Origin of the sequence: Vreelandella neptunia, from assembly GCF_034479615.1 — a bacterium.
Lineage (GTDB): Bacteria > Pseudomonadota > Gammaproteobacteria > Pseudomonadales > Halomonadaceae > Vreelandella > Vreelandella neptunia.
The window spans coordinates 253,616-279,942 of sequence record NZ_CP140255.1 but is presented as its reverse complement, the minus strand read 5'-3'; the positions used below and the strand labels follow the sequence as shown (position 1 = coordinate 279,942).

Here is a 26,327-nt window from a genome sequence, read left to right as displayed (position 1 = left end):
ACGAGTTAAAAAAATGCTCAGTTCTCCGCGCTTAAAAATCCTGTTTGGTACGCTTATCAGCTTTGCTTGCGGCGCCACTGCTATGGCTGACGCTATCACTGTTACTGATGTCGCGGGCCGAGAAATCACTCTGGACGCCCCTGCCGAGCGGGTTATTCTAGGCGAAGGGCGGCAAATTTATTTGCTCGGCTTACTCGAACCTGACGCCCCATTCGCCCACGTGGTCGGTTGGCGCGAGGACTTTTCTCAGGCGGATCCTGATAACTATGCCCGCTACCTGGAGCGCTTTCCCGAGATTGAGGAAATTCCCACCTTTGGCGGTTTTAAAGACGGCACTTTTGACGTAGAGCAGGCGGCCTCGCTTAACCCTGACGTGGTGCTGATGAACATCGAGGCTAAGGCCGCCACAGAAGACGCCGCCTACGACGACAAGCTGGCACAACTCGGCATTCCCATCATCTATGTGGACTTTCGTGAAGACCCGCTTGAGCACACCATTCCCTCCATGCGCATTATCGGCCAGATCATGGACGACGAAGAAGCGGCGGAAGAGTTCATCGAGTTTGCCGAGACGCAGCTGGCACGGGTAACCGATGTCATCGCCGAGGCCAACCCGGAGCGCCCCAGCGTGTTTATTGACCGGGCCGGCGGCTACTCCGATGAGTGCTGCATGAGCTTTGGCCCCGCCAACTTTGGCGACTACGTCACTCTGGCTGGTGGAAGCAATATTGCCGAGGGCATCATCCCTAACAGTTTCGGCAACCTGAACCCTGAACAGATCATTGCCGCCAATCCTGACCATGTTGTTGTCACCGGCGGCAACTGGGATGCCTACGTGCCGGGCGGCGATTGGGTGGGCGTAGGACCTGGTTCAGATATGCAGCAGGCCCACGCCAAGCTGGAAGCGCTGACCGAGCGCACCGCGATGACCGGCATTAAGGCCGTTGAATCTGGCAATTTCCACGCCATCTGGCACCAGTTTTACAACAGCCCCTACTACTTCGTGGCCGTGCAGCAGTTAGCCAAGTGGCTACACCCTGAGCTGTTTGAAGACCTAGACCCCAACGCCACCATGGAAGAGCTCCACGAGCGCTTCTTGCCCATCGACTATGAACCCGGCTATTGGATCTCGCTCCATGACGACTGAAACGAAGCTCACTGAAGCCAGACTTTCAGAGACCAGGCATCCAGAAACTGCGGCAGCAGAGCATGTTTCACAGGGTCGCGCCTTCTACCATAGCCAGGTTTTCCGCCGCCAGATGATACTGGTGGCACTGGTTTTAGCGCTGTTTTTTAGCCTCTGCGTTGACCTGGCGCTGGGGCCTGCCCGCTATAGCCTGGGTGAAGTGATCGCAGCGCTGTTTACGCCAGACAGCGTTAGCCAGCAGGCGCGAGTCATTCTGTGGGAAATTCGTATGCCGGTGGCGCTGATGGCGCTAGTGGTGGGCGCCAGCCTGTCGGTGGCAGGGGCGCAGATGCAAACCATTCTGAGCAACCCGCTGGCCAGCCCGTTTACCCTGGGGATTTCCGCCGGGGCCAGTTTTGGCGCTGCTTTGGGTCTCGCCTTCGGTGTGGCGCTGGTACCAGCCGCCATTGAGTTTGTGGTACCCATCAACGCCTTTGTAATGGCCATGTTCACCGCGTTTTTAATTCATGCCTTAAGCCTTAAGCGCGGCGTGACGGTAGAGACCATTGTGCTGCTCGGCATCGCCATGGTGTTTATCTTCAACTCGCTGATGGCGCTGATTCAGTTCTTTGCCAGCCAGGAGGCAGTCTCCGCAGTGGTGTTCTGGACGATGGGCAGCTTAACCAAAGCCACCTGGCCCAAGTTCTGGATCGCCCTTAGCATTCTTGCCTTGTCCATGCCGCTGCTTGCCCGGCATGGCTGGGCGCTGACCGCCATGCGCCTGGGCGACGCCAAAGCCGAGAGCATGGGCGTCAATCCCCGCGCGCTGCGTTTGGAAGTGCTGGTGCTGGTGTCACTGCTTGCCGCCATCGCGGTGGCGTTCGTGGGCACCATTGGCTTTATCGGCTTGGTGGGGCCACATATTGCGCGCATTTTACTGGGCGAAGATCAGCGCTTCTTTTTGCCCGGCTCGGCCCTGTGCGGCGCGCTGATACTCTCCGTGGGCTCGGTCATTTCCAAGATCATTATCCCCGGCACCATTATTCCCATTGGCATTATCACCTCGCTGGTGGGCATTCCCTTCTTTCTATTTCTGGTGCTTAACCACAAGAAGGCCTCATGGTAACCCTACAACTGAACCGTGTATCCGCTCGCTACGGGCGTCGCGCTATTCTGGAAGATATCACCACCCCCTGTTTTCACGGTGGGCAAGTCGTGGCCTTGCTAGGGCCCAATGCGGCGGGTAAATCGACACTTTTTCGCCGCATACTGGGCTTATTGAAAGGCGAAGGCGAGGTGATTATTAGCGGCACCAACGCCGAGCGCCCCGTGGGCTATATGCCCCAGGACACCGGTGCCAAGGCCGTGCTGACGGTCTATGAATCAGTGCTTTTGGCACGTATGCAGGGGCGTGGATTAAAAGTGCAGCCTGAGGATTTAGCGCAGGTTGATCGCGCGCTGGAGGAACTCAGCATTACACCCCTTGGCGAACGGGATATTGGCGACCTTAGCGGCGGCCAGCGCCAGTTGGTCAGCGCTGCCCAGGCCCTGGTGCAAGAGCCCGAGATTCTGATGCTGGATGAGCCCACCTCGGCACTCGACCTTAACCGCCAGATCAGCCTTTTGACGGTGCTGCGGCGGTTAGCCGATGAGCGCCAGATGCTGATTCTGGTGGCGCTCCATGACCTGGGACATGCACTACGTTTCGCCGATGCCGCCATGATGCTCGAAAATGGTCGCTTGATTGCCTGCGGCCCTACCGCCGAGGTGATTACCCCGGAGCTTTTACGTCAAGTCTACCAGGTAGCAGCGCGTATCGAGCCCTGCTCGAAGGGCCAGCCGCAGCTTATCGTCGAAGCGGCTATCTAGCCCTTAACCCTCGCTCTTAACCCTAGCTCTTAACCTACGCCGCCGCCCTTCCATCGCCGCCAGCGCTACCCCGCTTAACATCAGCGGTAGCGCGAGCAGGAAGCCGCTGGAGACAGGGATTCCAAACAGCACCCAATCGGCGATCACAGGCCAGACGAGCGCCACATACTCAAAGGGAGCCAGCCGCGAGACTTCGGCATAGCGAAACGCCAGCGTCATGGCGATGTGCCCAGCCCCACCAAACAGGCCCGAAAGCACCAAAAGCGCAAACTGGGTGTGACTAAGCGAGGCCCACCCCAGCGGCAGCGTCGCCAGCCCGGCTAGCGCTGCCACCACGATAAAGTAGAAGGCGATGGAGCCGGCGGTTTCGGTGCGCGAGATGCGCCGCACGGTAAGCAGCGCCCCGGCGGTCAATATCGCCCCTAGCGTACCCAATACATACCCCAGCAGCCGCCCATCGCCTTCGCTTGCGTTAAGCCCGGGAATGACCAGCACGGCCATACCCGCAAGGGCCAGCACAATAGCGCCAGCACGATAAAATGAGAACCTCTCACCTAGCAGCAGCACACCGCCTATCGCCATAAACACCGGCGCAAGCTGTACCAAGAGCGTCGCCTCTGCCACCGGCAAGAACGCCACGGCGGAAAACGAGAAGAACATCGCCGCCGCGCCCAATCCAGAGCGCAATAAATGGCCCAATGGTCGGCGGGTAGCCAGCGCCTTGGGAAATTCCCGGCGGATCATTAAAAAGATGACGATCGGAAACAGCGCAAACAGCGAGCGGAAAAATATCGACTGCCCCACAGGCACTTCGTCACTGACTGCCTTAATGCACACCAGCATGCCGGTGAACAGGGCACCTGAAAGTACCCGCAACCCAATCCCCAGCCCCGGACGCCCTTCTTCATCCACCGCCATTTCTATTGTCCTTTGCAAAAAAATTTACTTCCAAACAGAGCGTTAAATAGCGAGACAGGATTGCACGAAGCGCCAACTTACCATGCCAGATAGCAAATAAAGTCCGACCATTTTACATCACTGCGCCCTCGTTTTATCTCAAAGGCGTGCTAACCTTCACCGCAATGTTATGCACCGCTAGAGACACAATATAATGGATGAACCGCTAAGCTGTCTGAACACTCTAAGAGTGGGTCACAGCCGTGGCCGCTTGGCCCCCAACAAGCCTTGCCTCTTGTTGGCGATTATTTGTGAAATCCAGAGCGGACATATAACAACACCGACTGTAGCTATTGATGACAAACTTATTGCCCGCTACTTCGACCTCTATGAAGCCACTACCGGGCAACGCCAGTCAGCTAACCCTCAGCTTCCACTTTGGCATCTCAAAAGTGAACAAGGCCCATCCGGGCATCTATGGAAACCACTATTTGCTACTAGTATTGCCACCCTTGCGCCGCAGTTAGGCCAACCAAAGTCCATCACCGCCCTACGGGAACTCTTCACCGAAGCACTACTAGATCCCAAGCTGTTTAAAATATTCCAGAACAGCCAGAGGGCTCATGACGCCTGCGCCCTCCTTGTAAACAACTATCTCCATGACGAGCAATACAACCAGCAAGACATTTACCGATACCTGACTAGCGCTTTAGACAGCAGTGAATACGAAAAGCACCCCGAAAAACTGGTCGGCAATGTCAGGGAGGATCGTCAACAGCAGGCTCGCTCTGCCGCCTTTCGTTCCTTAGTACTAGAAGCCTATGACTACCGGTGTGCAGCAAGTCGTCTCCGCTACATTACGCCCGACTATCGCTACCTTGTAGAAGCTGCCCACCTAGTTCCTTTCTCGGAAAGCCAAGATGATCGCCCAACGAACGGTCTCGCGCTCACACCAAACCTGCATTGGGCGATGGATAACCACCTTATCTCCCCTGGGCCAGACCTCAAATGGCATGTAAGTCCAAGCATTGACCGTTTCGTGGCCGATAATTACTGGCTTTGGGAATTAGATGGGCAGTCGTTAGTACTACCCAGATCGACCCGGTGGCAGCCTGATCGCGAGGCGCTAACGTGGCGAATGGATCACCTACAGCGATAAAGCACATGCAAAAAAACGCCCCAGCATCTAAAGATACTGGGGCGTTGATCATGCAGCGAAACGCGTCGTCGCCGTTACGGCTTCATATCTTCAAAGAAGCTCTTCACGCTGTCGAAGAAGCCGGTTTTCTTCGGCGAGTGGTTGTGGCTATTGCTGTCGTCGAAGCTCTGTTGCAGCTGGCGCAGTAGGTCGCGCTGCTCGTCGTTGAGCTTGACGGGGGTTTCCACCACTACCTTGCACAGCAAATCGCCGGGCATACCACCGCGCACTGGCTTGACGCCTTTACCGCGCAGGCGGAACAGCTTGCCGGTTTGGGTTTCCGGCGGAATCTTCAGCTTCACGCGGCCGTCTAGCGTGGGCACTTCAAGCTCACCACCTAGCGCGGCATCAACAAAGTTGATCGGCACATCGCACTGCAGGTGCTTGCCGTCACGCTGGAAGATGTGGTGCGGCTTGATCGCCACCTGCACATACAGATCCCCAGGCGGGCCACCGTTCACGCCGCTTTCGCCTTCGCCATTCAAGCGAATACGGTCGCCGGTATCCACGCCGGGCGGAATCTTGACGGACAGCGTGCGTGTCTCACGTACACGACCTTCGCCATTACATTTATGGCACGGCACTTTAATGTGCTGACCAGAGCCATGACAGGTCGGGCAAGTCTGCTGCACGGCAAAGAAGCCTTGCTGCATACGCACTTGGCCGTGACCGTGGCAGGTCGGGCAGGTCTCTTTAGAAGAGCCTGGCTCAGCGCCGCCGCCATCACAACGGTCACACTCGATATGCCGCGGCACGCGAATATCGACCGTGGTGCCTGAAACGGCATTCTCTAGATCCAGCTCTAAGTTATAGCGCAGGTCGGAACCGCGTGCCGGGGCATTGGGGCCACGACGGCGACCACCGCCTCCGCCAAAGATATCGCCAAACACATCGCCGAAAATGTCGCTGAAATCACCAGCGCCAGCACCGCCGAAACCGCCGCCGCCGCCACCTTGGCCATCAACGCCCGCATGGCCGAACTGGTCATAGGCAGCGCGTTTTTCGCCGTCGCTAAGCACTTCATACGCTTCGGACACTTCGCGGAATTTTTCCGCGGAGCTGGTATCGTCCGGGTTTCGATCAGGGTGGAATTTTTGCGCCAGACGGCGATAGGCCTTCTTGATCTCTTTCTGATCGGCCCCTTTTTCGACACCCAGGACTTCGTAATAATCGCGTTTGGACATAGGCCCTACGCCTCCTGGTTAGCTACGCACTCAACTGCACATTTAGCCATGTATTCAACTGTATATTTAACTACGTGATACTTAACTACGTGCGTCTTGGCCGCGGAAACAGCAACGCGGGAGTAGGCTCCCGCGTCACCGCTTTCCTTGGCAGAAAGAGGATGTTACTGCTTTTTCTGATCGTCGTTGACTTCTTCGTACTCGGCGTCAACCACGTCTTCTTCCGGCTTGGTGCCCGAGTTCTCGGCACCTTCACCGCCCTCTTGCTGAGCCGCTTCGGCCTGCTCGGCGTACATCTTCTGGGCTAGCTGGCCAGAGGCTTCGGTCAGTGCATCCAGTTTCTTCTGAATGTTATCGACGTCGTCACCTTTAACCGCTTCTTCCAGCTCGCTGATGGCCGTTTCAATCGCCTGCTTCTCGTCGTCAGTCGCTTTGTCGCCAGCTTCTTCCAACGTTTTACGCGTCGCGTGAATCATGCCGTCAGCTTGGTTACGCAGTTGCACCAGCTCTTCGAACTTTTTGTCCTCTTCAGCGTGAGCTTCGGCATCACGCACCATCTGCTCGACTTCTTCCTCGGACAGACCGCTAGACGCCTTGATGACAATCGACTGCTCTTTGCCAGTGGCCTTGTCTTTCGCCGATACGTTCAGGATACCGTTGGCATCCAAGTCGAAGGCGACTTCGATCTGCGGCACACCACGCGGCGCGGGCGGAATGTCGGCGAGGTCAAAGCGACCCAGCGACTTATTCTGCGATACTTGCTTACGCTCGCCCTGTACGGCGTGAATGGTCACCGCTGTCTGGTTGTCATCCGCCGTTGAGAAGGTTTGTGTCTTCTTGGTCGGAATGGTGGTGTTCTTGTCGATCAGCGGCGTCATCACGCCACCCAGGGTTTCGATACCCAGGGTTAGCGGGGTAACGTCAAGCAGCAGAACGTCTTTAACATCGCCACCCAGTACGCCGCCCTGAATCGCTGCACCAACGGCAACCGCTTCGTCCGGGTTAACGTCTTTACGTGCTTCTTTGCCGAAGAAATCAGCGGCTTTCTTCTGCACCATCGGCATCCGTGTCTGGCCACCGACCAGGATCACTTCGTCGATTTCAGCCGCAGAAAGACCCGCGTCTTTCAGCGCCATTTTGCAAGGCTCGAGCGAGCGCTGAACCAGCTCTTCTACCAGCGACTCCAGCTTGGCGCGTGTCACCTTAACGTTAAGGTGTTTCGGGCCAGTGTTGTCGGCAGTGATGTACGGCAGGTTCACGTCGGTCTGCTGGGCACTGGAAAGCTCAATTTTGGCTTTCTCGGCAGCTTCTTTCAGACGCTGCATGGCGAGGTTGTCGCCGGACAGGTCAATGCCGCTGTCAGACTTGAACTGATCAACCAGATAGTTGATCAACGCCAAGTCGAAATCTTCGCCGCCCAGGAAGGTGTCACCGTTGGTGGCCAACACTTCAAACTGGGTTTCACCGTCGACATCGGCAATTTCGATGATCGAAATATCGAAGGTACCGCCACCCAGGTCATAGACCGCGATGGTTTTGTCGCCGCGCGACTTGTCCATACCGTAGGCCAGTGCGGCAGCGGTTGGCTCGTTAATAATGCGCTTAACGTCCAGACCGGCAATGCGGCCGGCGTCTTTGGTCGCCTGACGCTGGCTGTCGTTGAAGTAGGCCGGTACGGTAATGACCGCTTCGGTGACCGCTTCGCCCAGGTAGTCTTCGGCGGTCTTCTTCATTTTCTTCAGCACTTCCGCGCTTACCTGCGGCGGTGCCATTTTTTTGCCTTTTACTTCAACCCAAGCGTCACCGTTATCAGCTTCGCTGATTTTGTACGGCACCATCTTGATGTCTTTCTGGACAACGTCGTCTTTAAAGCGACGGCCAATCAGACGCTTGATGGCGTACAGGGTGTTTTCTGGGTTAGTAACGGCCTGACGTTTAGCCGCCTGACCGACCAGCGTTTCACCATCATCGGTATAAGCGATGATAGACGGCGTCGTACGGCCGCCTTCGGCGTTTTCAATAACTTTAGCGCTGTCACCATCGAGCACGGCCACACAAGAGTTAGTGGTGCCCAGGTCGATACCAATTATACGTCCCATAGCAATACCTCGAATTCGGTTGTTACAAAACTGAAAATTTAGTCTTTAAAGCTTGTCTGCGGGTTTCCCCGCGGGGTTGCCCTTTATTTGGGGGCCGCCGCTGACATTTCAAGGGCTTTTTTCACACTCTTATTTCAAACTCTGTGCCGCCAGTGGCTTAATCGGCTTTTTTACTCACTACAACCATTGCCGGGCGCACCAGGCGTCCATTGAGCAAATAGCCTTTCTGCATAACGTCCATCACGGTGTTCGGATCGAGATCCGGGTTAGGCACCATGGTCATGGCTTCGTGCACCTGGGGGTCGAAGGGCTCACCGTGTGGCTCAATGCTTTCAACGCCGAACTTATTGAGCACATCCAGCTGCATCTTCAAGGTCATGGAGACACCTTCGCGGTGAACTTCCGATGCCCCCTCTTCCATGGTCTCAAGCGCTTTTTCCAGGCTATCCACCACCGGCAGCAGCTCTTTAACGAACTTTTCCAGGGCAAACTTGCGCGCTTTCTCGGCCTCCTGCTCAGCACGGCGGCGCACGTTTTGCGCTTCAGCGGCGGCGCGCAGGGCTTGATCCTTGGCTTCGGCCAAGCTCTGCTCTAACTCGCCCACTTGGGCTGCCAGCATTTCCGCTTCCGGGTTGTCGACGCTGTCTTCTAGCGCCTCTTCGTCATTGATCAATCCTTCCAACTCACCCTCCATCAAGCGCTCTTCAGCGACCTTCTCAGCCGCTTGTTCAGCGCCTTCGGCTTCATGCTCGTGGCGGGCCAGCTCATCGTCCATTGGTGTTTGCGGTTCTTTCGCCATGTTGTGCTCCTAAAAAGTAGAGCGCGGCCACGCGGGCGGCGCGCAAAGAAGTAAGCTTTGAGTCACTAGCTTTGACTGATCATGCACGCTATATGGGGGCCATAAATTCCATCTCAAGAGGTGCATTGAAGTGAGTTATTAACTACTGTATAAATCAACAACTATTGGATAAGTATCCAGCTTCTATGCTGTATCGCCTCAGGAGGCGCCATGCTTACTCAGCTAGCTATTCAAGATTTCGCCATTGTCGATCACTTGGAACTCGACTTGACCGGCGGTATGACTGCGATTACCGGGGAAACCGGCGCGGGCAAATCGATCCTGTTAGGCGCCCTTGGGCTCTGCCTGGGCGAGCGTGCCGACGCTGGAAGCGTGCGCCACGGCCGGGAGCGTACGGATCTCTCCGCACGTTTCGATATTCAGCACCTGCCCGCCGCCGTCGAGTGGCTAACGGCACGGGAGCTCCCAGCAGAAGAGTGCTTGCTGCGCCGCGTGGTCACCGCCAACGGCCGCTCCAAGGCGTGGATTAACGGCCACCCCGCGACTATCTCTGACTTAAAATCCCTCGGCGAGCAGCTGATTCAGATTCATGGACAGCATGCCCACCATGCGCTGATGCGTGAAGAGACCCACCTCGCCCTGCTAGATGATTACGCTGGCCTAAACGATGCCACCGCTCAATTAGGCGAAACGTTCCGGGAGTGGCGCAGCGCGCGTCGTCAGTTGAAGAAGCTAAGCGAAGAAGGCAGTGAAGTTGAGGCCAAAAGGCAGTTGCTGCGCTACCAAGTAGAAGAACTGGATCAGCTCGGTTTAGCGGAGGGTGAATTAACCACGCTAGAAGAGGAGCAGCACACCCTGGCTCACGCGGAAGAGACCCTGCGCGAAACCCAGTTTGCCGCCGACTGCTGCGCCAGCGACGAGGGCGGCGCGCTCTCTTTGCTCAACCAAGCGTTCGCCCACTTAAGTGCGCTGCCAGGCAGTGACAAAGGCACCCTGGCAAACACCCTTGCCATGCTGAGCGATGCGCGCATTCAAGTGGAAGAGGCCTCCAGCGAACTCAATCGCCTTGCCAGCACCACCGAATTAGACCCTGAGCGGCTCGCCTGGGTTGAAGAGCGAATGACCGACGTCCATCGAATTGCCCGCAAGCACCACGTTGCTCCTGAAGAGCTATGCGCCCTGCATGCTGAGCTACAGCGGGAAGTCGCGCAGCTAGAAGAGGGTGGCAATGACCTGGAGGCACTCAGTGCACGGGTTGTCGAGCTACGCGAGAGCTACCGCCAAGGGGCAAAAAAACTCAGCGAGAGCCGTCAAAAAGCCGCGCTTCGCTTGGGTAAAGAGGTGCAGCAGCAGCTGGGCTTTTTGGCCATGGGCAAAGCTCATTTTGAAGTGGAAGTCACCGCGAAAGACGCGCCCTCCCCTGAAGGCCTTGATCGCGTGCAGTTTTTGATTAGCGCCAACCCCGGCCAGCCCGCTCGCCCATTGACCAAAGTCGCCTCCGGCGGTGAGTTGTCACGGATTAGTCTGGCGATTCAAGTGGTCGCGGCGACGCACTCAACGGTGCCCAGCCTGGTGTTTGACGAAGTGGATGTGGGTATCTCGGGGGCCACCGCAGAGATCGTTGGCCAACTACTGCGCAAACTGGGCGAAAACGGCCAGGTCATGACCGTGACCCACCTCCCTCAGGTGGCAGCACAGGCGCACCAGCACCTGCATATCGAGAAACAGGCGAAGCGCGATACAACGCTGACCCAGATGGCGCTACTCGACGAGCAGGGGCGCATCAGCGAACTGGCGCGTATGCTGGGCGGTGTCACGCTTTCTGACCAAACCCTCGCCCACGCACGGGAAATGCTGCACGCCAGCCAGCGCCCGCCGCACTGATTGAGCGGGTGACTTACGCCGCCTCTGTGCATGGCGATAGCGCATAGCTATACAGCACACCTGCAGATAGCAAAACAAACGCCCCTGAACCACTTGGCGAATTCAGTTAACAGCTTCTGTTAACCAGGAATTCGGCCAAATGGCTCAGGGGCGCTTATATTTCGAACCGCGATTCACGGTCTGCGACTAACGGCGACCTACGAACGCTATTTCTTGTTCGTCGGCCCGCTGTCCTGTCGCGTCACGTCGGAACCGCGCGGACGCACATAGAGCACCAGAGCATGATCCACTAATTCGTAGCCGTGCTCTTCAGCGATTTCTTGCTGACGGCGCTCAATGATTTCATCAACGAACTCAATGATTTCGCCGCTTTCAAGGCACACCATGTGGTCATGGTGATCCTCTTGGGTCATCTCGAATACCGCATGGCCTCCGTCGAAATTATGACGAATTACCAAGCCCGCTGACTCAAACTGAGTCAATACGCGGTATACGGTTGCCAAGCCAACATCTTCGCCCGCATCAATCAGTGTTTTGTACACTTCTTCCGCGCTAAGGTGGTGCTGACCCGAAACATTTTCGAGAATTTGAAGTATCTTGACGCGCGGCAGGGTCACTTTTAGACCGGCTTTGCGCAATTCATGGTTCTGATCGGCCATGGTCGCTCTTCGCAGTAACTGGTTAGGTCGGGTATGATCAACCGAAACCACGATAGTGAAGAATAGGCCCAAATGCAAAAATTGACTCAAATCATCACGCTCTCCGTTGCCCTTACCGTCATTAGCGGCTGTAGCTACGTAGGCGTGTACAAGCGCGATATCCCCCAAGGCAACCTGGTCACTCAAGAGATGGTCAGCCAGCTTCAACCAGGCATGACCCAAGAGCAGGTTACTTACGTAATGGGCAGGCCATTGCTGGAAGCGCCCTTTGACGCCAGCCAGTGGGATTATGTGTTCCGTTTAGATAAAGCGTATGGCGATGTTGAGCAGCGTCGAGTAACGCTCACCTTCGATCCCCAGGGTCGCTTGGTGAACATTGAGCAAGAGGGAGATCTATCCAAAGAGCTACCGCTTGAAGGCGAGAGCAGCATGGGGCCCGCAACGGAAGGCGTTGACCCAATGGATGCCCTCCCTACAGAGAGCACCCAGACGCGGCCACCCGAGGGCACACAGCCTGTTCAGCAGTTTTAAAAGCGGGTTAACGCTTCGGGTCGCTCGCTTGGCGCTTAGCGCGCTCTAGGCGAGCGGCCTTGGGGTCAATCGCCAACGGTCGGTAGACTTCGACCCGATCCCCGTCGCGTAATAGATGGGTATCGGGTTCGCGTAGCGCCTTACCGAAGATGCCCAGCGGCGCTTGAGCAAAGGTCTCGCCGGGCACATCAGGAAAGAGCGTGGGCAAATCGGCCAGGGCAACGGCCTGACGTGCGGTAGTGCCCTCAGGCACGCGCAGAGCCACTATGCGCTGTTTGGATGGCAACGCAAAGGCTACCTCAACCGTAAGCGCCTCAGCGCCCATACAGCTCGTTTGCGCGCTTGGTGAAGGCATCGACTAGCTGGCCAGCGATTTGCTGAAAGAGTTTTCCGAACGCCATACCAAGCAGCCGGTTGGCGAACTCGAACTCCATCTCTAGGCTCACTTTGCAGGCATCCTCCCCCATGGGGATAAATAGCCAGCGTCCTTTAAGCCGCTTGAACGGCCCTTTTACCAGCGACAGCTCTATACGCTCGGGCGCAAAAAGTTCGTTGCGAGTGGTAATGGTTTGCTCGACACCGGCGCGACCCAGAGTCATTTCGCCGATCAGATGTACATCATCATGTTCGAGCAAGCGCGCCTGGCGGCAGCCTGGCAAAAACTCCGGGTAGCGTTCGAAGTCGTTAACCAGATCGAACATTTTCTGGGGGGTGTGCCGCACTAAGGCGGAACGATTGACGGTTGGCATTGACCTCTCCGCTGACTTCACAGTGCCCAAAGCGTATCATGGGAAACATTTTTCAGACCCTAAATGGTATCACGCCTCCCCAAATAACGAAGGGGAAGCCACTGACAGATTAATTATGAGGTTCCATGGCCACTAAGAAAGGTAACAGTAAGGGCCCCGGTAGCAGCGTTATTGCCCAAAACAAGAAGGCACGGTTTGAGTATCATATCGATGAGACCTTCGAGGCGGGGCTATCGCTGGCTGGCTGGGAAGTGAAAAGCCTGCGCGCCGGTAAGGCTCAGCTCACCGATACCTATATTTTGGTTCGTAACGGCGAAGCGTTTCTGCTGGGTAGTCATATCATGCCGCTGAATACCGCGAGCACCCACGAGATTGCTGACCCGACGCGCACCCGCAAACTGCTGCTGCATCGCAAAGAGATCGCCAAAATCTTTTCGATCACCCAGGACAAAGGCCACACCTGTGTGCCCCTTAAGCTTTACTGGAAGCGCAATAAAGTGAAGTGCGAGCTGGCACTGGTGACCGGTAAACAGCTGCATGACAAACGCGCGACAGAAAAAGATCGCGACTGGAGCCGCCAAAAAGGTCGAATTATGCGGGAACATAACAAGGCATAACTGGTCAATCAGGTGTGAGCACGTTAGAATGCTCACCTGAAATAAGGGGGCGACATGGTTTCGACGCCGGTGACAACCCTTGCGGTGCATGCCGAGAGCGTGATGTATCTCGTAAATCCCACATCACGAAAAATAGTCGCAAATGACGAAAACTACGCTCAAGGCGCGCTAGCAGCTTAAACACTGTTAGCTTCTTGTCTGGCCCCAAGGTGATGTGCCTATTCATCACTGCGGGGATACGAGCTAAAGCTGATAGGATCGCGTTTGGTGGTGTCTTCTCGCCAAGCGCTAAACTTTAGAAGACTCGCGTGACTGAATCCTGACCGTCGGAGTCAGTCGCGCTAAACTAAATGACGGAATCTAAGCATGTAGAGCCAATAGGCGCGTGCTGGCGGACGCGGGTTCAATTCCCGCCGCCTCCACCACACAAGGGTTTCAGGATGTTCCTAGCAACATCAGAAACCACATGACAAGGGGCCTTCGGGCCCCTTTCTTGTGTCAGGACATTCCGCAACCTTTCTTAATGTGCCCCTTATTAAGGGGCATCTGCGGGGGCATAACGTCCAACTCAAATATTGATGCCCCCAAAAGAATGATCTCTCGCCTACCTAAGACTAAAGTCTCACGTGTAAATGCATACATGAGACGCCACTTATAAGTAGGCGATGTCTATCCATTCCCGAGGGGCATCAATCGACTCACATCTTTTTGAGAAGCCCTTATGTCTCGCACCCTGAACAAGTTGAATAGCTCGACAATCCGTGGAGCCAAACCCAAAACAAAATCTTATAAGCTTGCCGACGGAGGTGGTTTGTATTTAGAGGTCGCACCGACAGGGAGCAAATATTGGCGTATGAAGTATCGCTTCAACGGCAAAGAAAAACGTCTTTCAATCGGAGTGTACGGCAGTAACAACGGAGGGGTAACGCTAGCAGATGCGCGAGAAGCGCGAGATCGGGCCAAAATCCTCCTTGCACAGCAAGTTGATCCTAGCTCCGCGAAAAAGTTAAAACGTACACTTGGGGAAGAAGTTGGGGCTACGACTTTCAAGGTCGTGGCAAAGGAGTGGCTTACTGACGTACATCAGCACAATGTTGTGCCGAGTCACTTCACAAGAAATGAACGACGACTTGAGATTTATGCCTATTCACAGATAGGCGATAGCCCTATCGCGGAGATTAATGCTCCGCAAGTACTCGCATGCCTGCGTAAAATTGAGGATGGCGGTAACTTAGAAACCGCTAAACGTGTCAAAACGCTATTCAGCCAAATTTTTCGCTATGCCGTAAGCATCGGTAAGGCTGAACGTGATGTTACCTTCGATTTAAAAGGGAGTCTGAAGGCAGCAAAACCCAAACATTATCCTGCACTGATCACTCCTAGTGAGGTGTCAGTATTGCTTCGTGCCATTGACACATATGGAGGCCACATTACGACTCTCGCGGCTCTAAAACTTTCAGCGTTGCTTTTTGTGCGTCCAGGTGAGCTACGACAAGCCAAGTGGCAAGATATCGACTTTGAGGATTGTTCATGGTCATTTATTGCCAGTAAAACACATACACCGCATCTCGTTCCGTTACCCAAACAAGCTATGGAGATTTTACATCAACTAAAAGCTCTTACAGGTACATGTGAATATGTGATCCCGTCAGTAAGAAGCGACAAGCGCCCTATGAGCAACAACACTATACGCTCAGCACTGCATACAATGGATTTTAAAGGCCGTATGACACCTCACGGCTTTCGTGCGATGGCACGCACTATGCTTGCCGAACGATTAGAAGTACCTGATCACTATATAGAACAACAACTAGCGCATAGTGTGAAAGATACAAATGGACGTGCGTATAATCGCACACAATTTCTTGAGCAACGCCGTGAAATGATGCAACAGTGGGCTGACTATTTAGATGAACTTCGCCACTTAAATTAAATTTAAAATATTTAACCATTAGCACCCAAAGTGCTTATGCTTAATTTTTCGTGCATTTCAGACCAGGAAAATCAGTCATTTACTGGTGCTTTATGCCTGTTTTACTTTTGCATAAGCAATTAAACAAAACTTAAACTAAGAAACAACAGGGGAATAGCATGAACTCAAAGAAACTAAAAATACTCGAAAGTCTCGATGCTTACAACTTCGAAGAAGCTGCTGATTTAATGTCACTAAAAACTAAAGAGGATTTCTCAATTGAATATATAAATATGCTTATAAATAACAAAAAACTCACACCAGTAATAAAGGTTGAAAATTATCGGGCTTGGCCATTAATTAATGAAATAATGCCTAATGTACAAACATCAAACCTTGAGAACGATGTTTTAAACTATAGCTTATCTCACCATTTTTCCCCTTTAAATGAATATATTGCTGAGATAAACAAAGAAGTTTTAATTTCTGGTTTTTATTACTACATACGTACAAAAAAAGAAAAATGGTATTTAAAAAGCATAAATGGTGATTCGCTTTTTACACCATTCAATATTAAATACTTATCATTAGGAGTAACATCATTTTCTTTTGACGATATGCCTTTTCCAGAACCACCAGTAAAAAGTCAAATGTTAATTTTAAAAACTGATATTGAAAAATTACTATCTACAGAAAATATTAACTGCGAAAAAATAATTTCGACAGTTAATGATCAATTACCATCTCGCTTATTAGCGGTGGCAGCACTACTAGATGTTTTAAAAAACGAACCAAAGAAAAACCACACTCAAGACTCAATCATAATAGCTATAACTGAAAATAAAAAATATCGGGATGTAGATGGTTTAAGCAGAAGAAATTTGGAAACAATATTTAGTGAAGCAAACAAAGCCATGAAAGAAAAAATGAAAGGCTAAGAAAATGCAGGTAATTTATCTAATAATTAAAATTATTTTCTACTGCTCATACAAACATTTTCAAACAAAAAAGTTGAGCGCCCCTTTTCTATCTCTTTGTTAAGATACTTAAATAATTTATATTGTTCATATGTTTCCTGAAACCATTCAACTCCATTTACACAAGCTTTTAATGTATTATTAGTTTTATAAAGGCATTTTTTAAATTACGTAACCCAAACGGTACCCCATTTTTTTAAAAATACGCGGAATATCCCGCACGTCGGAGATTACTTGATGGTGCATGATTATTCTGGCGTATAGCTACACCATACGATAGTCATTGTATGCTATGAAACTCTGAAAAATTCGAATGCATAGCTGCTGTGTTGTCTGCCTGACGAACGTCAGCTTAGTTCTTACATACGCCAGTTCATTGTGTGCATCATACACCTCGCCCAGCATAGAGCCTGAATTACATCCACCTCCTTCCCTGTGACTCGTTTTAAAGCCATTTAGGATGCTTACCTATACCTACCTACTGGGTGCTTTCGAAACGCTTTAAATTGGCACCAGTGGTTTATACAAGCCATTCCCATATTCCATCGCTTTGGTTAGCAATTACTCATGTACACAACCACTCATGCATATTGGTCATGGTAGTTCTTTATTATGAATCATAATTTATCAAATTGAATTTAATACCTATTAATAGGAATTTAAAAAATCAACCCATTAATCCAATAATTTAAATTTACATGTAGCAACAGTAATTACTTTAATCACGACAATATGTATATGTGTACTTAGTTACAACAGACCAAATACAAATTCACTGCTATTCCCGTTTCATGTATAAAGAGCTGAATTTGTGTTACGCACCAGAGGGAGTAACGCGAATTCCCTAGACAACGATGCGAAGCGAGTTGGATAGCACCACAATTACTAGATGATTATATTGATAGCTGAAGGCGTTGCTTGTCATTCGAGACATCCCAAGGGCAATCATCAATACTCATTAGCGGGTATACACCAACCCCACTCGAGATACGCATTAACAATTGCGTTTCTTAATTGCTATGCCGTGTATGCCCTTCGGCCATATCACGTGCAATCATCAATGCGAATTAGCGATAAACACACATCGCTATTCGCATTAATAATCGCAATCACTTCCAAATCAATGAGTTGCACTCAAAAGTGTAACATTTAATCCTATATACTCTTTATAGGGTATAACGTTACGTTTTATGTTACATAATTAGAATATGGCTACGTAAATATAAGCCATACACAGCGATTTAACAAGCAACCACTAGGTAAGTAATAACGAACGCAAAATACACCTCATTTGGGCTATGTGCAGAAAACAAACAGCTATAAAAATATCATACAAGCCAAATCATATATTCAATTTATTATTGAGAACACAACTGCTTTATTAACAGCAAAAAACCATATTCACAACGAGCTTTCTAATAATTTATTTGATTGTATTTTTTTAGCTTTATCAGAGTGTACATTTTGGTAATATATTATTATATTACGCCCTACCTAAACACTATAATAGAGAACAAGCATAACCACTGGCTCAATAATCAATTTTTATACACCAGTGCGTATAAACATTTATTTTTTAAGTATTGAACTAACAGTACCGTGGTGTAGTTTTCTCCCTACTTCTTCTTCAATATTTTTCGCTATCTCACGATAACTTTTATCAGGAAACTCCTCCGCGTACTTTATTACAATTTCTTCTTGTTGAGCAGTAAGCTTGTTAGGTGCATAACGTTTATCTTCTAGCAGTCTGTAGATTTCATCTAATGGCTTGCTCACATTTTTACTAATGATCGCCTTCCACTTTCGATACTGATGCGTAGAGATATCAACTTTTTTACATGCCTTGACCTGAGTGATTCTGTTGCCCTTCTTCCGCCAACTCCCTTCTCTTCTTCTTTCACTATCAACAGCTTGAACTGCTTCGTAGCGTTGTTTTCCTGTGGTAGCCATGAGACATCTCACATTTGCTAATAGAAAATTTCAGGCTGGATAAGCCAGTTTTAACATTATCCATATTTTGGGAGATAAATACATTCATCCTCCTGCTTCCAGGCTGTTTGCATTGTTCACGAACGCCCTAAGCAGGAGGATGATTGGAAGAGTTCATCAAATACTCAAGCTGTTAAAAATGCACTTTGATGAAGTACATATTGGTTTCTACAGATGACATGCAAACTTAACACATAAGGTGACTTTTGCAAATGCTGTATAGGACTTGGTTTAGATGTTCTTTTCAAAGAATGTCTTGGTGGAAGTAATTGTCTAAATATAAGTAAAATAATAATAAAAATTAAACATAATATTAATAACTATAGCTTAACATAACTATATAAACAATAGATTAACAATATCATTAATTCAATAACATATACAATATTAACCAATATTATAAATATATATTTGACAAAATAGAGAATTTACTGGACACGCATCATGCAATCAAATGTTCACTGACAAACATCATATAGGAGATGATAATGAGCACATTAAAAAAAGAAAGAGATTTAAGCTATATGAGTGAAGCGCAATTAATGAAATTTCGACAGGAGACAGTGTCTGATATCTGCTCGTATCAATGGCAATATTTTTTTACGCTGACTTTCAATAATAAAATAGAATCACGTGATAAAGTTGAAGCAATAGTGGGTAAATTTATTAATGTTTTGAGCGCTATGGTTTTTGGTAGTCGTTCCAAAAAAAGAGTAAATTGCTACTCCGTAGCTGAGCACCATAAGTCTGGTGGGCTTCACGTCCATCTTTTGATTGAAGATGTTAGAAGTCGAATTACGAATGAAAACATTTTAAAGGATTTTAATTTACCTGAAAAAGTACATGAAGCCTGGATGCGTTGCAGCTCAAATACCACATCACCTTCAAAAGCAAAACTCACAATAGAAAATCGATGGTTTGAGAAGATTTATGATATTGATCGCCTTGCAAATTACATTACAAAAGAAATGGAAGAAAAAATAAATCCGGTTTTATATCAACAATTAACTCTTAAAGGGCGGAGATTTCAGTGAATTAATTTAAACTCACACCTTGTTGGAAGTTATTCATTTATGAGTTATAATTCAGTACAATTTTATTGTCATCATAAAACGATAGATTTATCTGAGGAGTGAGCTATGTCCGATTTCGCAGGTGTCTTCTATCGATATATAACCATTCTCCAATCAATTCCCTCCTACCCACGTTACATCACAACGCCTGAGCTACTACAGCTTCTTGAGCAACGTGGGATTTATCTAACACAACGATCTATTCAGCGTGACTTGTCAGAACGCTTAAGCCTTCACTTTCCTATTCTATGTGATGAATCCACACGACCCTATCGGTGGTCGTTGGATCATCAGTATCAAATCGACTTGCCTGTGCCCAGTGACTGGTCATCTGATTTCAGCAATTCCCATTTCTCATCCAAAGTAGCTGCCTAAAGACTATTTTTAGGCCATTCTTTGTCGCTCTCACCGGCTATTCTGTCGCTTTGCAAAGAAGAGAGCGCGTGAGATGCAGGAAGCCGATATCCCGACATGTCATGACAAGCACGTTTCGTTGGTTGAGGTAGACGTAGATAGCAATGGCGGTGGTGAGTTAATCGGGCATGGTGGTATGTCCATCTCCATTGTATCTCCACAACTTCAGTATCTTGACGTGGTGGACTGTACTTCATTGGTCTGTCTTGATTTATCTCTGTGCCAATCAGACTGTCACATCACACTTCAAAATTGCCCTTCTCTGCAACGCATACATGTTCCTCATCATGGTAGTGGTGCCGTTATTCATTTTGATAGCGGACATCACATGCCTTCTTTGCAGGTAGAAGGTTGGGTTGAGCTCTTCGATGCTTGCTGGTCTTCGGGACAATTCTCAGCTAATAGCGCCGGGGCTCCTTGGCAAGGGGTATGGGTCAGTCATCACCTTAAGGACATTTCCCAAGCCTTTTTATCACGTAAGGCTGAGTGCTGGATCATATTATCCCCCGCCACACCGCACCTTGTGATTGACGCCCCCCAGGTACGTTTTTGTTACCTCTCAGGTGGGAATCAGCTTGAGACCTTGTCCATAGTATCCCTTAGTAGCCAACTGCCTCAGATCGAAGCACAGGCATTGCCAGAGCTACGTTCAGTGGATATCCATTCACCCACCACAAGCCTTTATCTGCGTGACTGTCATTCCCTTACGCTGCTTTCAGGGAGCGTGACTGATCTACATCTGTCTCATGTCGCGCAACGGGCTGATACTTTACGAATAGCGATGACCAGCGAACGATTGATGTTATGCCATTCTAAAGTTGAAGCGCTCGACATCAATGAACCCACTGAGCTATCAGTGCTGCACTGTCCGTCATTAAAAAAGGTGACATTAGCGCCAATGACAACCGTACAGTGCGAAGGCGCGGTGCCAGAATCATTGCTCGGTGTTGCTACCGTCGTTGTGGATGAATCGATGGTCAAATCGCTGGTCAGTGCTTATCCACAGTACCCAGACGTCATCATGGTAAAACTGGCGAAATTGATCCCTTCGATGTCACCCTCAGCTCCTTGTGTAAAGGCGTTACAGCTCCTTCAGCAATTGAGCGAACTGGGTGCACCACTGGAACAGCTTTGGAAAATTCGCCTTGATCTATCAGCAATGCATCTCGCGTTTCGTACAAAACGCCGACGTGATTCAACATCTAAGACGGCTGTCGCTTTAAGTCATTGGAAGTGGCAGTTGCCCGATGATTTATGTCGTGAGGGCTGGCAGTCGGACTACCAGCTATGGGCGAACTGTGCACCGGTAGTTCCCGAAGCATTTTACTACCGCCATGCCATGGTGAGAGCCTGTGCTAACAAACCTGATGGATTGGCCATGCAGGCAGTAGTTTATGCCATGGCGCGGCATTCCGACTTAACTCATAACGATGAGCTCGATTTGTGGTGTGAGGTCATGGACGTCATGTCAGCGAAAGAGCCGTTGAGAGCTGTTAACTGGGCATCACAGGCGCGAATGTTAAGTGCGCGCTATGGAAGGTATCAACGACTGGATCGTGCTTATTTAGCTGCCTGCGAACAACTCCTGCATCTTAAAGACCTAGTGGATGTCCTGGTGAGAATCGGATGTCATCACCCCGAAATTCGTGCATGCCTATTAAACATCGCACAACGCCCTTGGTACTGGCGGGAAGAGCGTTGCGATGACGCACGTGAAGCGGATCACTATCGTGCTAAAGCGATAGCACTGGCGATTTCACGGGCAGTCTGAATTAAAAATAGCGAAAGCGACAAGTGGCGTCGTGTGAGCCCTTTACTCTACAGGGGTCACACCATTAAGGAGACGCTATGTCGCTTGCCACCAGTCTTTTTCAAGCCCGTCGTATCATTGAGACCCAGCTACAGCTGTTGTGGTCGTCTCCAGGCTCTCCCCAGGAAATTGCCCCGATTATGCTGTGGGGGCCACCTGGCATTGGCAAAAGTCAGGTAGTGCGTGAGCTCTGCCAACAGTTAGGCATTCATTTCATTGATGTGCGTCTTTCACAAATGGAACCAGTGGATATGCGCGGCATCCCGGTTCCTGACGGTGACAGTGTGAAATGGTTAGTAGCGAGCTCATGGCCAAGTGATCCCGATAGCCGGGGCATTGTGCTGTTCGACGAACTCCCAGCGGCAGATCGCTCATTGCAGGTGGCAGCCTACGAGTTACTGCTGGATCGTCGTCTAGGCGATATCTACACACTACCCGATGGCTGGCTAATGATGGGCGCAGGTAACCGCGCAGAAGATCGTGCTGTTTCCGTCCCCATGTCATCGGCGCTTGCCAATCGATTGATGCATTTAGAGATCAAAGCCGATATCGAGGCGTGGGGCGCTTACGCCGTCTCTAAAGGGCTGCATGCGGATGTGGTGGCATTCTTACGCTTCAAGCCCGAGTACCTGCTAGTCAACGACGCCAACTGTCAGCGTGGATGGCCTTCACCGCGCTCGTGGGAACGGGCGGCTTCTTTGCTCAAGACGAATATTGAGCTTGATGACGTTACCCAACGACTAATGATCTCAGGTCTTGTCGGTGAATCAGCCTGTACGGAGCTCATGGCTTTTCGTCAGATGACTCATCAACGTTTCGATATTCCAGCGATGTTGCGGGGTGAAATCGCCGTCGCGATTCCTGAGCGTATCGATCAGCAGCTAACCTTCTGTGCCTCAGTGGCGAATTACCTGTGGCAAGGCGATAACCGTCAGCAGGAACAACGCCTTTCGGTTTTCTTCGAGATCAGTTCACAACTTTCCAGTGACCTCGCAACGCTGATGCTCATGGATGTGCTACGGGTGAGTGATGACACCGACGCGGATACACGGGCTGAGTGTGTGTTTGCACACCCTGGTTTTGAAGGATGGCTGCAACACCATGGGGTACCCATGGAACATATCACTTCAGACCCCAGCATTGCCTTACCTGAGGGTCGCTTCGCTACCGCCAGTGCTCGCCGTGCCTCCCTGAAAGCAGCCAACGGATCAGGGAAACAGCAACCATGATGAAACAACCACACTCCCTCCCCGTTCGTAATCCTACAGTTGAAGAACAAGCAACCAAAGCCCAGCAACATACCGTATGGCGACAGGAAATTCGTGACTGGCTGCTCGCCTATCCCTTCACTGCCAAACTGGTGATGCGGCTAAAATTGGTGATGGTCGTGGATACCCGTGTGCCTACGGCCTGCACCGATGGGGTCAATGTCTTCGTCAATGCTCACTTTGCGGATCAATGCTCATCAGCACTGCGTCGATTCGTAATGGGCCATGAGCTCTATCATGTGCTGCTTGGGCATTTCATGCGTCAGTACGGGCGTGATCGACTGTGCTGGAATTTAGCTGTTGATGCGGAAGCCAATTACCGCTTGATGCTTGATGGTCTATCGATGCCATCGGATGCCGTGTTCTACCCTGCACAGGCAGGTCGTAATGCTGAGACCATCTATCAATGGTTGCTAAAACATCCACGACCCGAGATGGATGTGCCCTTCGATCTTCATGGAGATGAACTATTTGCTCCCGCTTCCATGGATGGCGGTAACAACGTCTTAGTGGTTGATCCAGATTTTGCACCCCTTCCGGTCGACACAGATACGGCACGTCAGATTACCGAGCACTGGCAGGAAATAGTGATGCAAGAGGCGCAGCAGATGTCACCGGGATCGATACCCGCCGGGATGAATCTGGTAGTGAGTAATATCGCTAAGCCACAGGTAGATTGGCGAACGGCCCTTCAAGACTTTTTTCTACACCGCAGCGGAAACCAATTAACCTGGAGTCGAGTTAACCGTCGATTTTTTGCCCAGGGGCTCTGTCTGCCAGGACGACAAGGCAAATCTTTATCCATCATGTTGGCTATCGACACCAGTGGCAGCACACGACGTCAGTTGCCAGTGTTTATCGCTGAGCTGCAAGCCCTGCTGACTTGTGCTGAACACGTCGAAATACACCTGATTGAGTGTGATGCAGACATCCAACGTGAGCGTGTCGTTAATCACGTTCAAGATTTGCAAGATATTGGTAGCGTTGAAGGTCATGGTCTTACATTGCGGGGAGGAGGAGGAACAGACTTTCGCCCTGTATTCGAACGGGCCAAAGATGTGATGCCCGAGTGCCTGCTTTGCTTTACTGATGGCTATGGACGTACACCCGAGACAACGCCGAATTTTCCGGTGCTATGGGTGATTACTGAAAACGGCAAGGCACCGGCTTCATGGGGGCAAGTCATTCATCTTGAAATGACCTATAACTAAGCTAATAGCGCGACAAGGAAGCCGTGCATCAATGCCTCAACGCTTGTAGCTTTGAAAAAGGTCAGATCGCACGGCCTACACCACTCCGATAACTATTAACCCTCATCAATGCGCTATTCATTTCAGGGTGCAATATCCGACTTGCGCAATATCTGTACATAAGAAAAAGCCATTGACCTAGGCTCTTTAGCGTTACTATTTTGGGAAAAATGAAACCCAGCCACGGGGCTGGGTTTCAATGCTATCTATCGATAACCTGCATTTGAATTAAGCTCTTACTTAAAACTCTTCCCACTCTAGCTCCTTCGCTTTAGAGCTAGCCAGTCTTCCACTTGGAGCACGAGCCTTTATAGCAGGTGAGGTTGCCCTTGATACGGGTTTGCCGACAGGAAGGTGCCCTCGAACTTCTCCCTCCGACAGCTTAAAGGTTGAGACTGCTGATTCAAGCTGCGCGGCTTGCTCTTCAAGAGACGCTGCCGCTGTAGCAGATTCCTGAACCAGAGCTGCGTTCTGCTGAGTGACCTCGTCCATCTGTGACACAGCTTGATTTACCTGCTCAATCCCGTCGCTTTGCTCCATTGAAGCAGCAGAAATTTCATCCATAATATCGGCAACACGCTTCACAGCAGCCATAATATCTTCCATCGTTTGGCCTGCTCCTTCCACTAGGGTTGAGCCCTGGTCAACTTGACCAACCGATGTTTCGATTAATGTCCTAATTTCTTTAGCTGCATCAGCACTACGGCTAGCGAGATTGCGCACTTCAGTCGCTACGACCGCGAAACCTCGCCCTTGCTCCCCCGCACGGGCTGCCTCAACAGAGGCATTGAGCGCCAGAATATTAGTCTGAAAGGCAATCGAGTCGATCACGCCAATGATATCTCTTACCTTTTTAGAGCTTTCCGCTATGCCGTGCATTGTCACGACCACTTGATCAACGGCATCTCCACCACGTGCTGCTGTAGCAGAAGCCTCACTAGCTAACGTACTGCCCTGTCGAGCGTTATCTGAGTTTTGTTTCACTGTGGCGGTTAGCTGTTCCATGCTGGCAGCTGTCTCTTCTAGTGAAGCTGCTTGCTGCTCAGTACGCGATGATAGGTCGGCATTGCCACCGGAAATTTCACGCGCGCCGATGTGGATGGACTCACTACTGTCACGCACCGTTGAAACGGTTTGATAAAGCCCTGTCTGCATATGCTGCATGGCTGCGAAGAGTTGGCCAATTTCGTTTCGTCCTCGATCGGCAATCTTGTGCGAAAGGTCTCCCTTAGCAATCTGTTCAAAATGCTGCACGGCTTCATGAAGGGGACGAATGACAACTCGCATCATGCCCACCCGAACCAAGACGACACAAAAGACAACCAGTAGCAATGCAGCCAGCCCAATATAACTAGAGCTGGCCATGGTCGACTGGTAATCGGCCATAAGATTCTGACCGCGTGCCCTTGCATAATCGATGAAAGCTTCATTTGCTTGCATATAGGCTAGGTTGAGCTGGTCACCTTCACGTTTAGCCGCACGAAAGGCGCTTTCATTATTTCGCTCTAAGGCCTGGTGTTGCGGTTTTAAACCACTAGTCACTAGTTGATTAAAAGCAGCTATTAGCGCTTCTGCAAAGGGCTTTCCTTGCTCTGACTTCGGTACTGCTGCGAAGGCTTCAAAACGCTCTTGGGCTCTCTGCAGCATTTGATTAGCTTTTTCGAGATTCGATTCAGCAAGAGCCCGCTCTCCTTCGTTCAATGCGTCGAGATGATTCAGTAAAAACAGCTGGGTATCAGCGATATTTACTTGCGCACGGTTGAGAGCGTTCAACTGCTCAATATTGATACGGTTAAGTTCATCAATCGAACTGGCACCCAGCGTGCTAGATTGGTAACCCAACGCTGCGACTAGGATGATCAATGCAGTAAACAAGCCCAGAACAGCCGTTAAGCCTGACTTAACGGAGAGGTTTTTCAATAAGTTATTCATTTTCGACACTTATATAGAGGGATCAATCGGTAACGAATGTATCCAGCCACGGGGAAGGTGCAACGCTATAACAAACAATTAACATGCTTG

22 protein-coding genes and 1 other RNA gene are annotated in these 26,327 nt (G+C 50.6%); 14 read left to right on the top strand and 9 right to left on the bottom strand.

Annotated features, from left to right (window positions below; all coding sequences use genetic code 11):
• Positions 1–13: 13 nt before the first annotated feature.
• From SR894_RS01385 to SR894_RS01375, 3 genes are read left to right on the top strand one after another with little or no spacing between them, the layout of a single operon-like run.
• Positions 14–1,147, top strand: coding sequence for an ABC transporter substrate-binding protein (locus tag SR894_RS01385; protein ID WP_133731600.1), 1,134 nt, complete (start codon positions 14–16; stop codon positions 1,145–1,147).
• On the top strand, positions 1,137–2,252 hold the full coding sequence (locus SR894_RS01380; RefSeq protein WP_133731601.1) for a FecCD family ABC transporter permease: 1,116 nt from the start codon (positions 1,137–1,139) through the stop codon (positions 2,250–2,252). Before SR894_RS01385 ends, SR894_RS01380 begins: the two co-directional genes overlap by 11 nt.
• Positions 2,246–2,995 (top strand): ABC transporter ATP-binding protein, encoded by a 750-nt coding sequence (locus tag SR894_RS01375; protein WP_133731602.1) that lies wholly within the window; start codon positions 2,246–2,248, stop codon positions 2,993–2,995. Before SR894_RS01380 ends, SR894_RS01375 begins: the two co-directional genes overlap by 7 nt.
• A gap of 3 nt (positions 2,996–2,998) precedes the next feature.
• On the opposite strand, the gene SR894_RS01370 is transcribed toward SR894_RS01375, so the two are convergent.
• Positions 2,999–3,913 carry a DMT family transporter gene (locus SR894_RS01370; protein ID WP_223288909.1) on the bottom strand — a complete coding sequence of 305 codons (915 nt, stop codon included), beginning with the start codon at positions 3,911–3,913 and terminating at the stop codon, positions 2,999–3,001.
• 193 nt (positions 3,914–4,106) lie between these two features.
• Here SR894_RS01370 and SR894_RS01365 point away from each other — a divergent pair, with 193 nt between their 5' ends.
• Positions 4,107–5,051, top strand: coding sequence for an HNH endonuclease (locus tag SR894_RS01365; protein ID WP_133731604.1), 945 nt, complete (start codon positions 4,107–4,109; stop codon positions 5,049–5,051).
• Between the two features lie 74 nt (positions 5,052–5,125).
• Here SR894_RS01365 and dnaJ read toward each other — a convergent pair whose 3' ends face one another.
• From dnaJ to grpE, 3 genes are all read right to left on the bottom strand, one after another.
• Complete coding sequence (gene dnaJ, locus SR894_RS01360; RefSeq protein ID WP_223288908.1) at positions 5,126–6,274, bottom strand: molecular chaperone DnaJ; 1,149 nt, start codon at positions 6,272–6,274, stop codon at positions 5,126–5,128.
• 164 nt (positions 6,275–6,438) lie between these two features.
• Positions 6,439–8,373 (bottom strand): molecular chaperone DnaK, encoded by a 1,935-nt coding sequence (gene dnaK / locus SR894_RS01355; RefSeq protein ID WP_223288907.1) that lies wholly within the window; start codon positions 8,371–8,373, stop codon positions 6,439–6,441.
• Between the two features lie 157 nt (positions 8,374–8,530).
• Positions 8,531–9,172: a nucleotide exchange factor GrpE gene (grpE, locus tag SR894_RS01350; RefSeq protein WP_223288906.1), complete on the bottom strand. Its 642-nt coding sequence runs from the start codon at positions 9,170–9,172 to the stop codon at positions 8,531–8,533.
• Positions 9,173–9,382: 210 nt separating this feature from the next.
• On the opposite strand from grpE, the gene recN reads away from it, so the two are divergent.
• Positions 9,383–11,056, top strand: coding sequence for a DNA repair protein RecN (recN, locus tag SR894_RS01345; protein ID WP_223288905.1), 1,674 nt, complete (start codon positions 9,383–9,385; stop codon positions 11,054–11,056).
• 206 nt (positions 11,057–11,262) lie between these two features.
• On the opposite strand, the gene fur is transcribed toward recN, so the two are convergent.
• Entirely contained in the window at positions 11,263–11,715 is a 453-nt protein-coding gene (gene fur / locus SR894_RS01340; RefSeq protein WP_007111850.1) for a ferric iron uptake transcriptional regulator, read from the bottom strand.
• A 72-nt stretch (positions 11,716–11,787) separates the two neighbouring features.
• On the opposite strand from fur, the gene bamE reads away from it, so the two are divergent.
• On the top strand, positions 11,788–12,246 hold the full coding sequence (gene bamE, locus SR894_RS01335; RefSeq protein WP_223288904.1) for an outer membrane protein assembly factor BamE: 459 nt from the start codon (positions 11,788–11,790) through the stop codon (positions 12,244–12,246).
• Between the two features lie 7 nt (positions 12,247–12,253).
• On the opposite strand, the gene SR894_RS01330 is transcribed toward bamE, so the two are convergent.
• Entirely contained in the window at positions 12,254–12,571 is a 318-nt protein-coding gene (locus tag SR894_RS01330; RefSeq protein WP_133731610.1) for an RnfH family protein, read from the bottom strand.
• On the bottom strand, positions 12,561–12,995 hold the full coding sequence (locus tag SR894_RS01325) for a type II toxin-antitoxin system RatA family toxin (protein ID WP_088702172.1): 435 nt from the start codon (positions 12,993–12,995) through the stop codon (positions 12,561–12,563). The genes SR894_RS01330 and SR894_RS01325 overlap by 11 nt, the downstream gene beginning before the upstream one ends.
• Before the next feature lie 125 nt (positions 12,996–13,120).
• On the opposite strand from SR894_RS01325, the gene smpB reads away from it, so the two are divergent.
• The 4 genes from smpB (at position 13,121) to SR894_RS01305 (ending at position 16,462) form a co-directional block, all read left to right on the top strand.
• Positions 13,121–13,612 (top strand): SsrA-binding protein SmpB, encoded by a 492-nt coding sequence (smpB, locus tag SR894_RS01320; protein ID WP_008958772.1) that lies wholly within the window; start codon positions 13,121–13,123, stop codon positions 13,610–13,612.
• Between the two features lie 45 nt (positions 13,613–13,657).
• Positions 13,658–14,037: a transfer-messenger RNA gene (gene ssrA / locus SR894_RS01315) on the top strand.
• A gap of 296 nt (positions 14,038–14,333) precedes the next feature.
• Positions 14,334–15,545, top strand: coding sequence for a tyrosine-type recombinase/integrase (locus SR894_RS01310; RefSeq protein WP_223288903.1), 1,212 nt, complete (start codon positions 14,334–14,336; stop codon positions 15,543–15,545).
• Positions 15,546–15,703: 158 nt separating this feature from the next.
• Positions 15,704–16,462, top strand: a complete 759-nt coding sequence (locus SR894_RS01305; RefSeq protein ID WP_223288902.1) for a hypothetical protein — start codon at positions 15,704–15,706, stop codon at positions 16,460–16,462.
• Positions 16,463–18,070: 1,608 nt separating this feature from the next.
• Here SR894_RS01305 and SR894_RS01300 read toward each other — a convergent pair.
• Positions 18,071–18,451 carry a helix-turn-helix domain-containing protein gene (locus tag SR894_RS01300; protein ID WP_223288901.1) on the bottom strand — a complete coding sequence of 127 codons (381 nt, stop codon included), beginning with the start codon at positions 18,449–18,451 and terminating at the stop codon, positions 18,071–18,073.
• Positions 18,452–18,978: 527 nt separating this feature from the next.
• Between SR894_RS01300 and SR894_RS01295 the strand changes: the two genes are divergently transcribed.
• The 4 genes from SR894_RS01295 (at position 18,979) to SR894_RS01280 (ending at position 24,266) form a co-directional block, all read left to right on the top strand.
• Positions 18,979–19,524 (top strand): rolling circle replication-associated protein, encoded by a 546-nt coding sequence (locus tag SR894_RS01295; protein ID WP_223288900.1) that lies wholly within the window; start codon positions 18,979–18,981, stop codon positions 19,522–19,524.
• Between the two features lie 487 nt (positions 19,525–20,011).
• A complete protein-coding gene (locus tag SR894_RS01290) occupies positions 20,012–21,748 on the top strand; it encodes a hypothetical protein (RefSeq protein WP_223288899.1) in 1,737 nt (578 codons plus the stop codon).
• Positions 21,749–21,825: 77 nt separating this feature from the next.
• On the top strand, positions 21,826–23,016 hold the full coding sequence (locus SR894_RS01285; protein ID WP_223288898.1) for an AAA family ATPase: 1,191 nt from the start codon (positions 21,826–21,828) through the stop codon (positions 23,014–23,016).
• Complete coding sequence (locus SR894_RS01280; protein ID WP_223288897.1) at positions 23,013–24,266, top strand: vWA domain-containing protein; 1,254 nt, start codon at positions 23,013–23,015, stop codon at positions 24,264–24,266. Before SR894_RS01285 ends, SR894_RS01280 begins: the two co-directional genes overlap by 4 nt.
• Before the next feature lie 279 nt (positions 24,267–24,545).
• On the opposite strand, the gene SR894_RS01275 is transcribed toward SR894_RS01280, so the two are convergent.
• Positions 24,546–26,237 carry a methyl-accepting chemotaxis protein gene (locus SR894_RS01275; protein ID WP_223288896.1) on the bottom strand — a complete coding sequence of 564 codons (1,692 nt, stop codon included), beginning with the start codon at positions 26,235–26,237 and terminating at the stop codon, positions 24,546–24,548.
• Between the last annotated feature and the right edge of the window lie 90 nt (positions 26,238–26,327).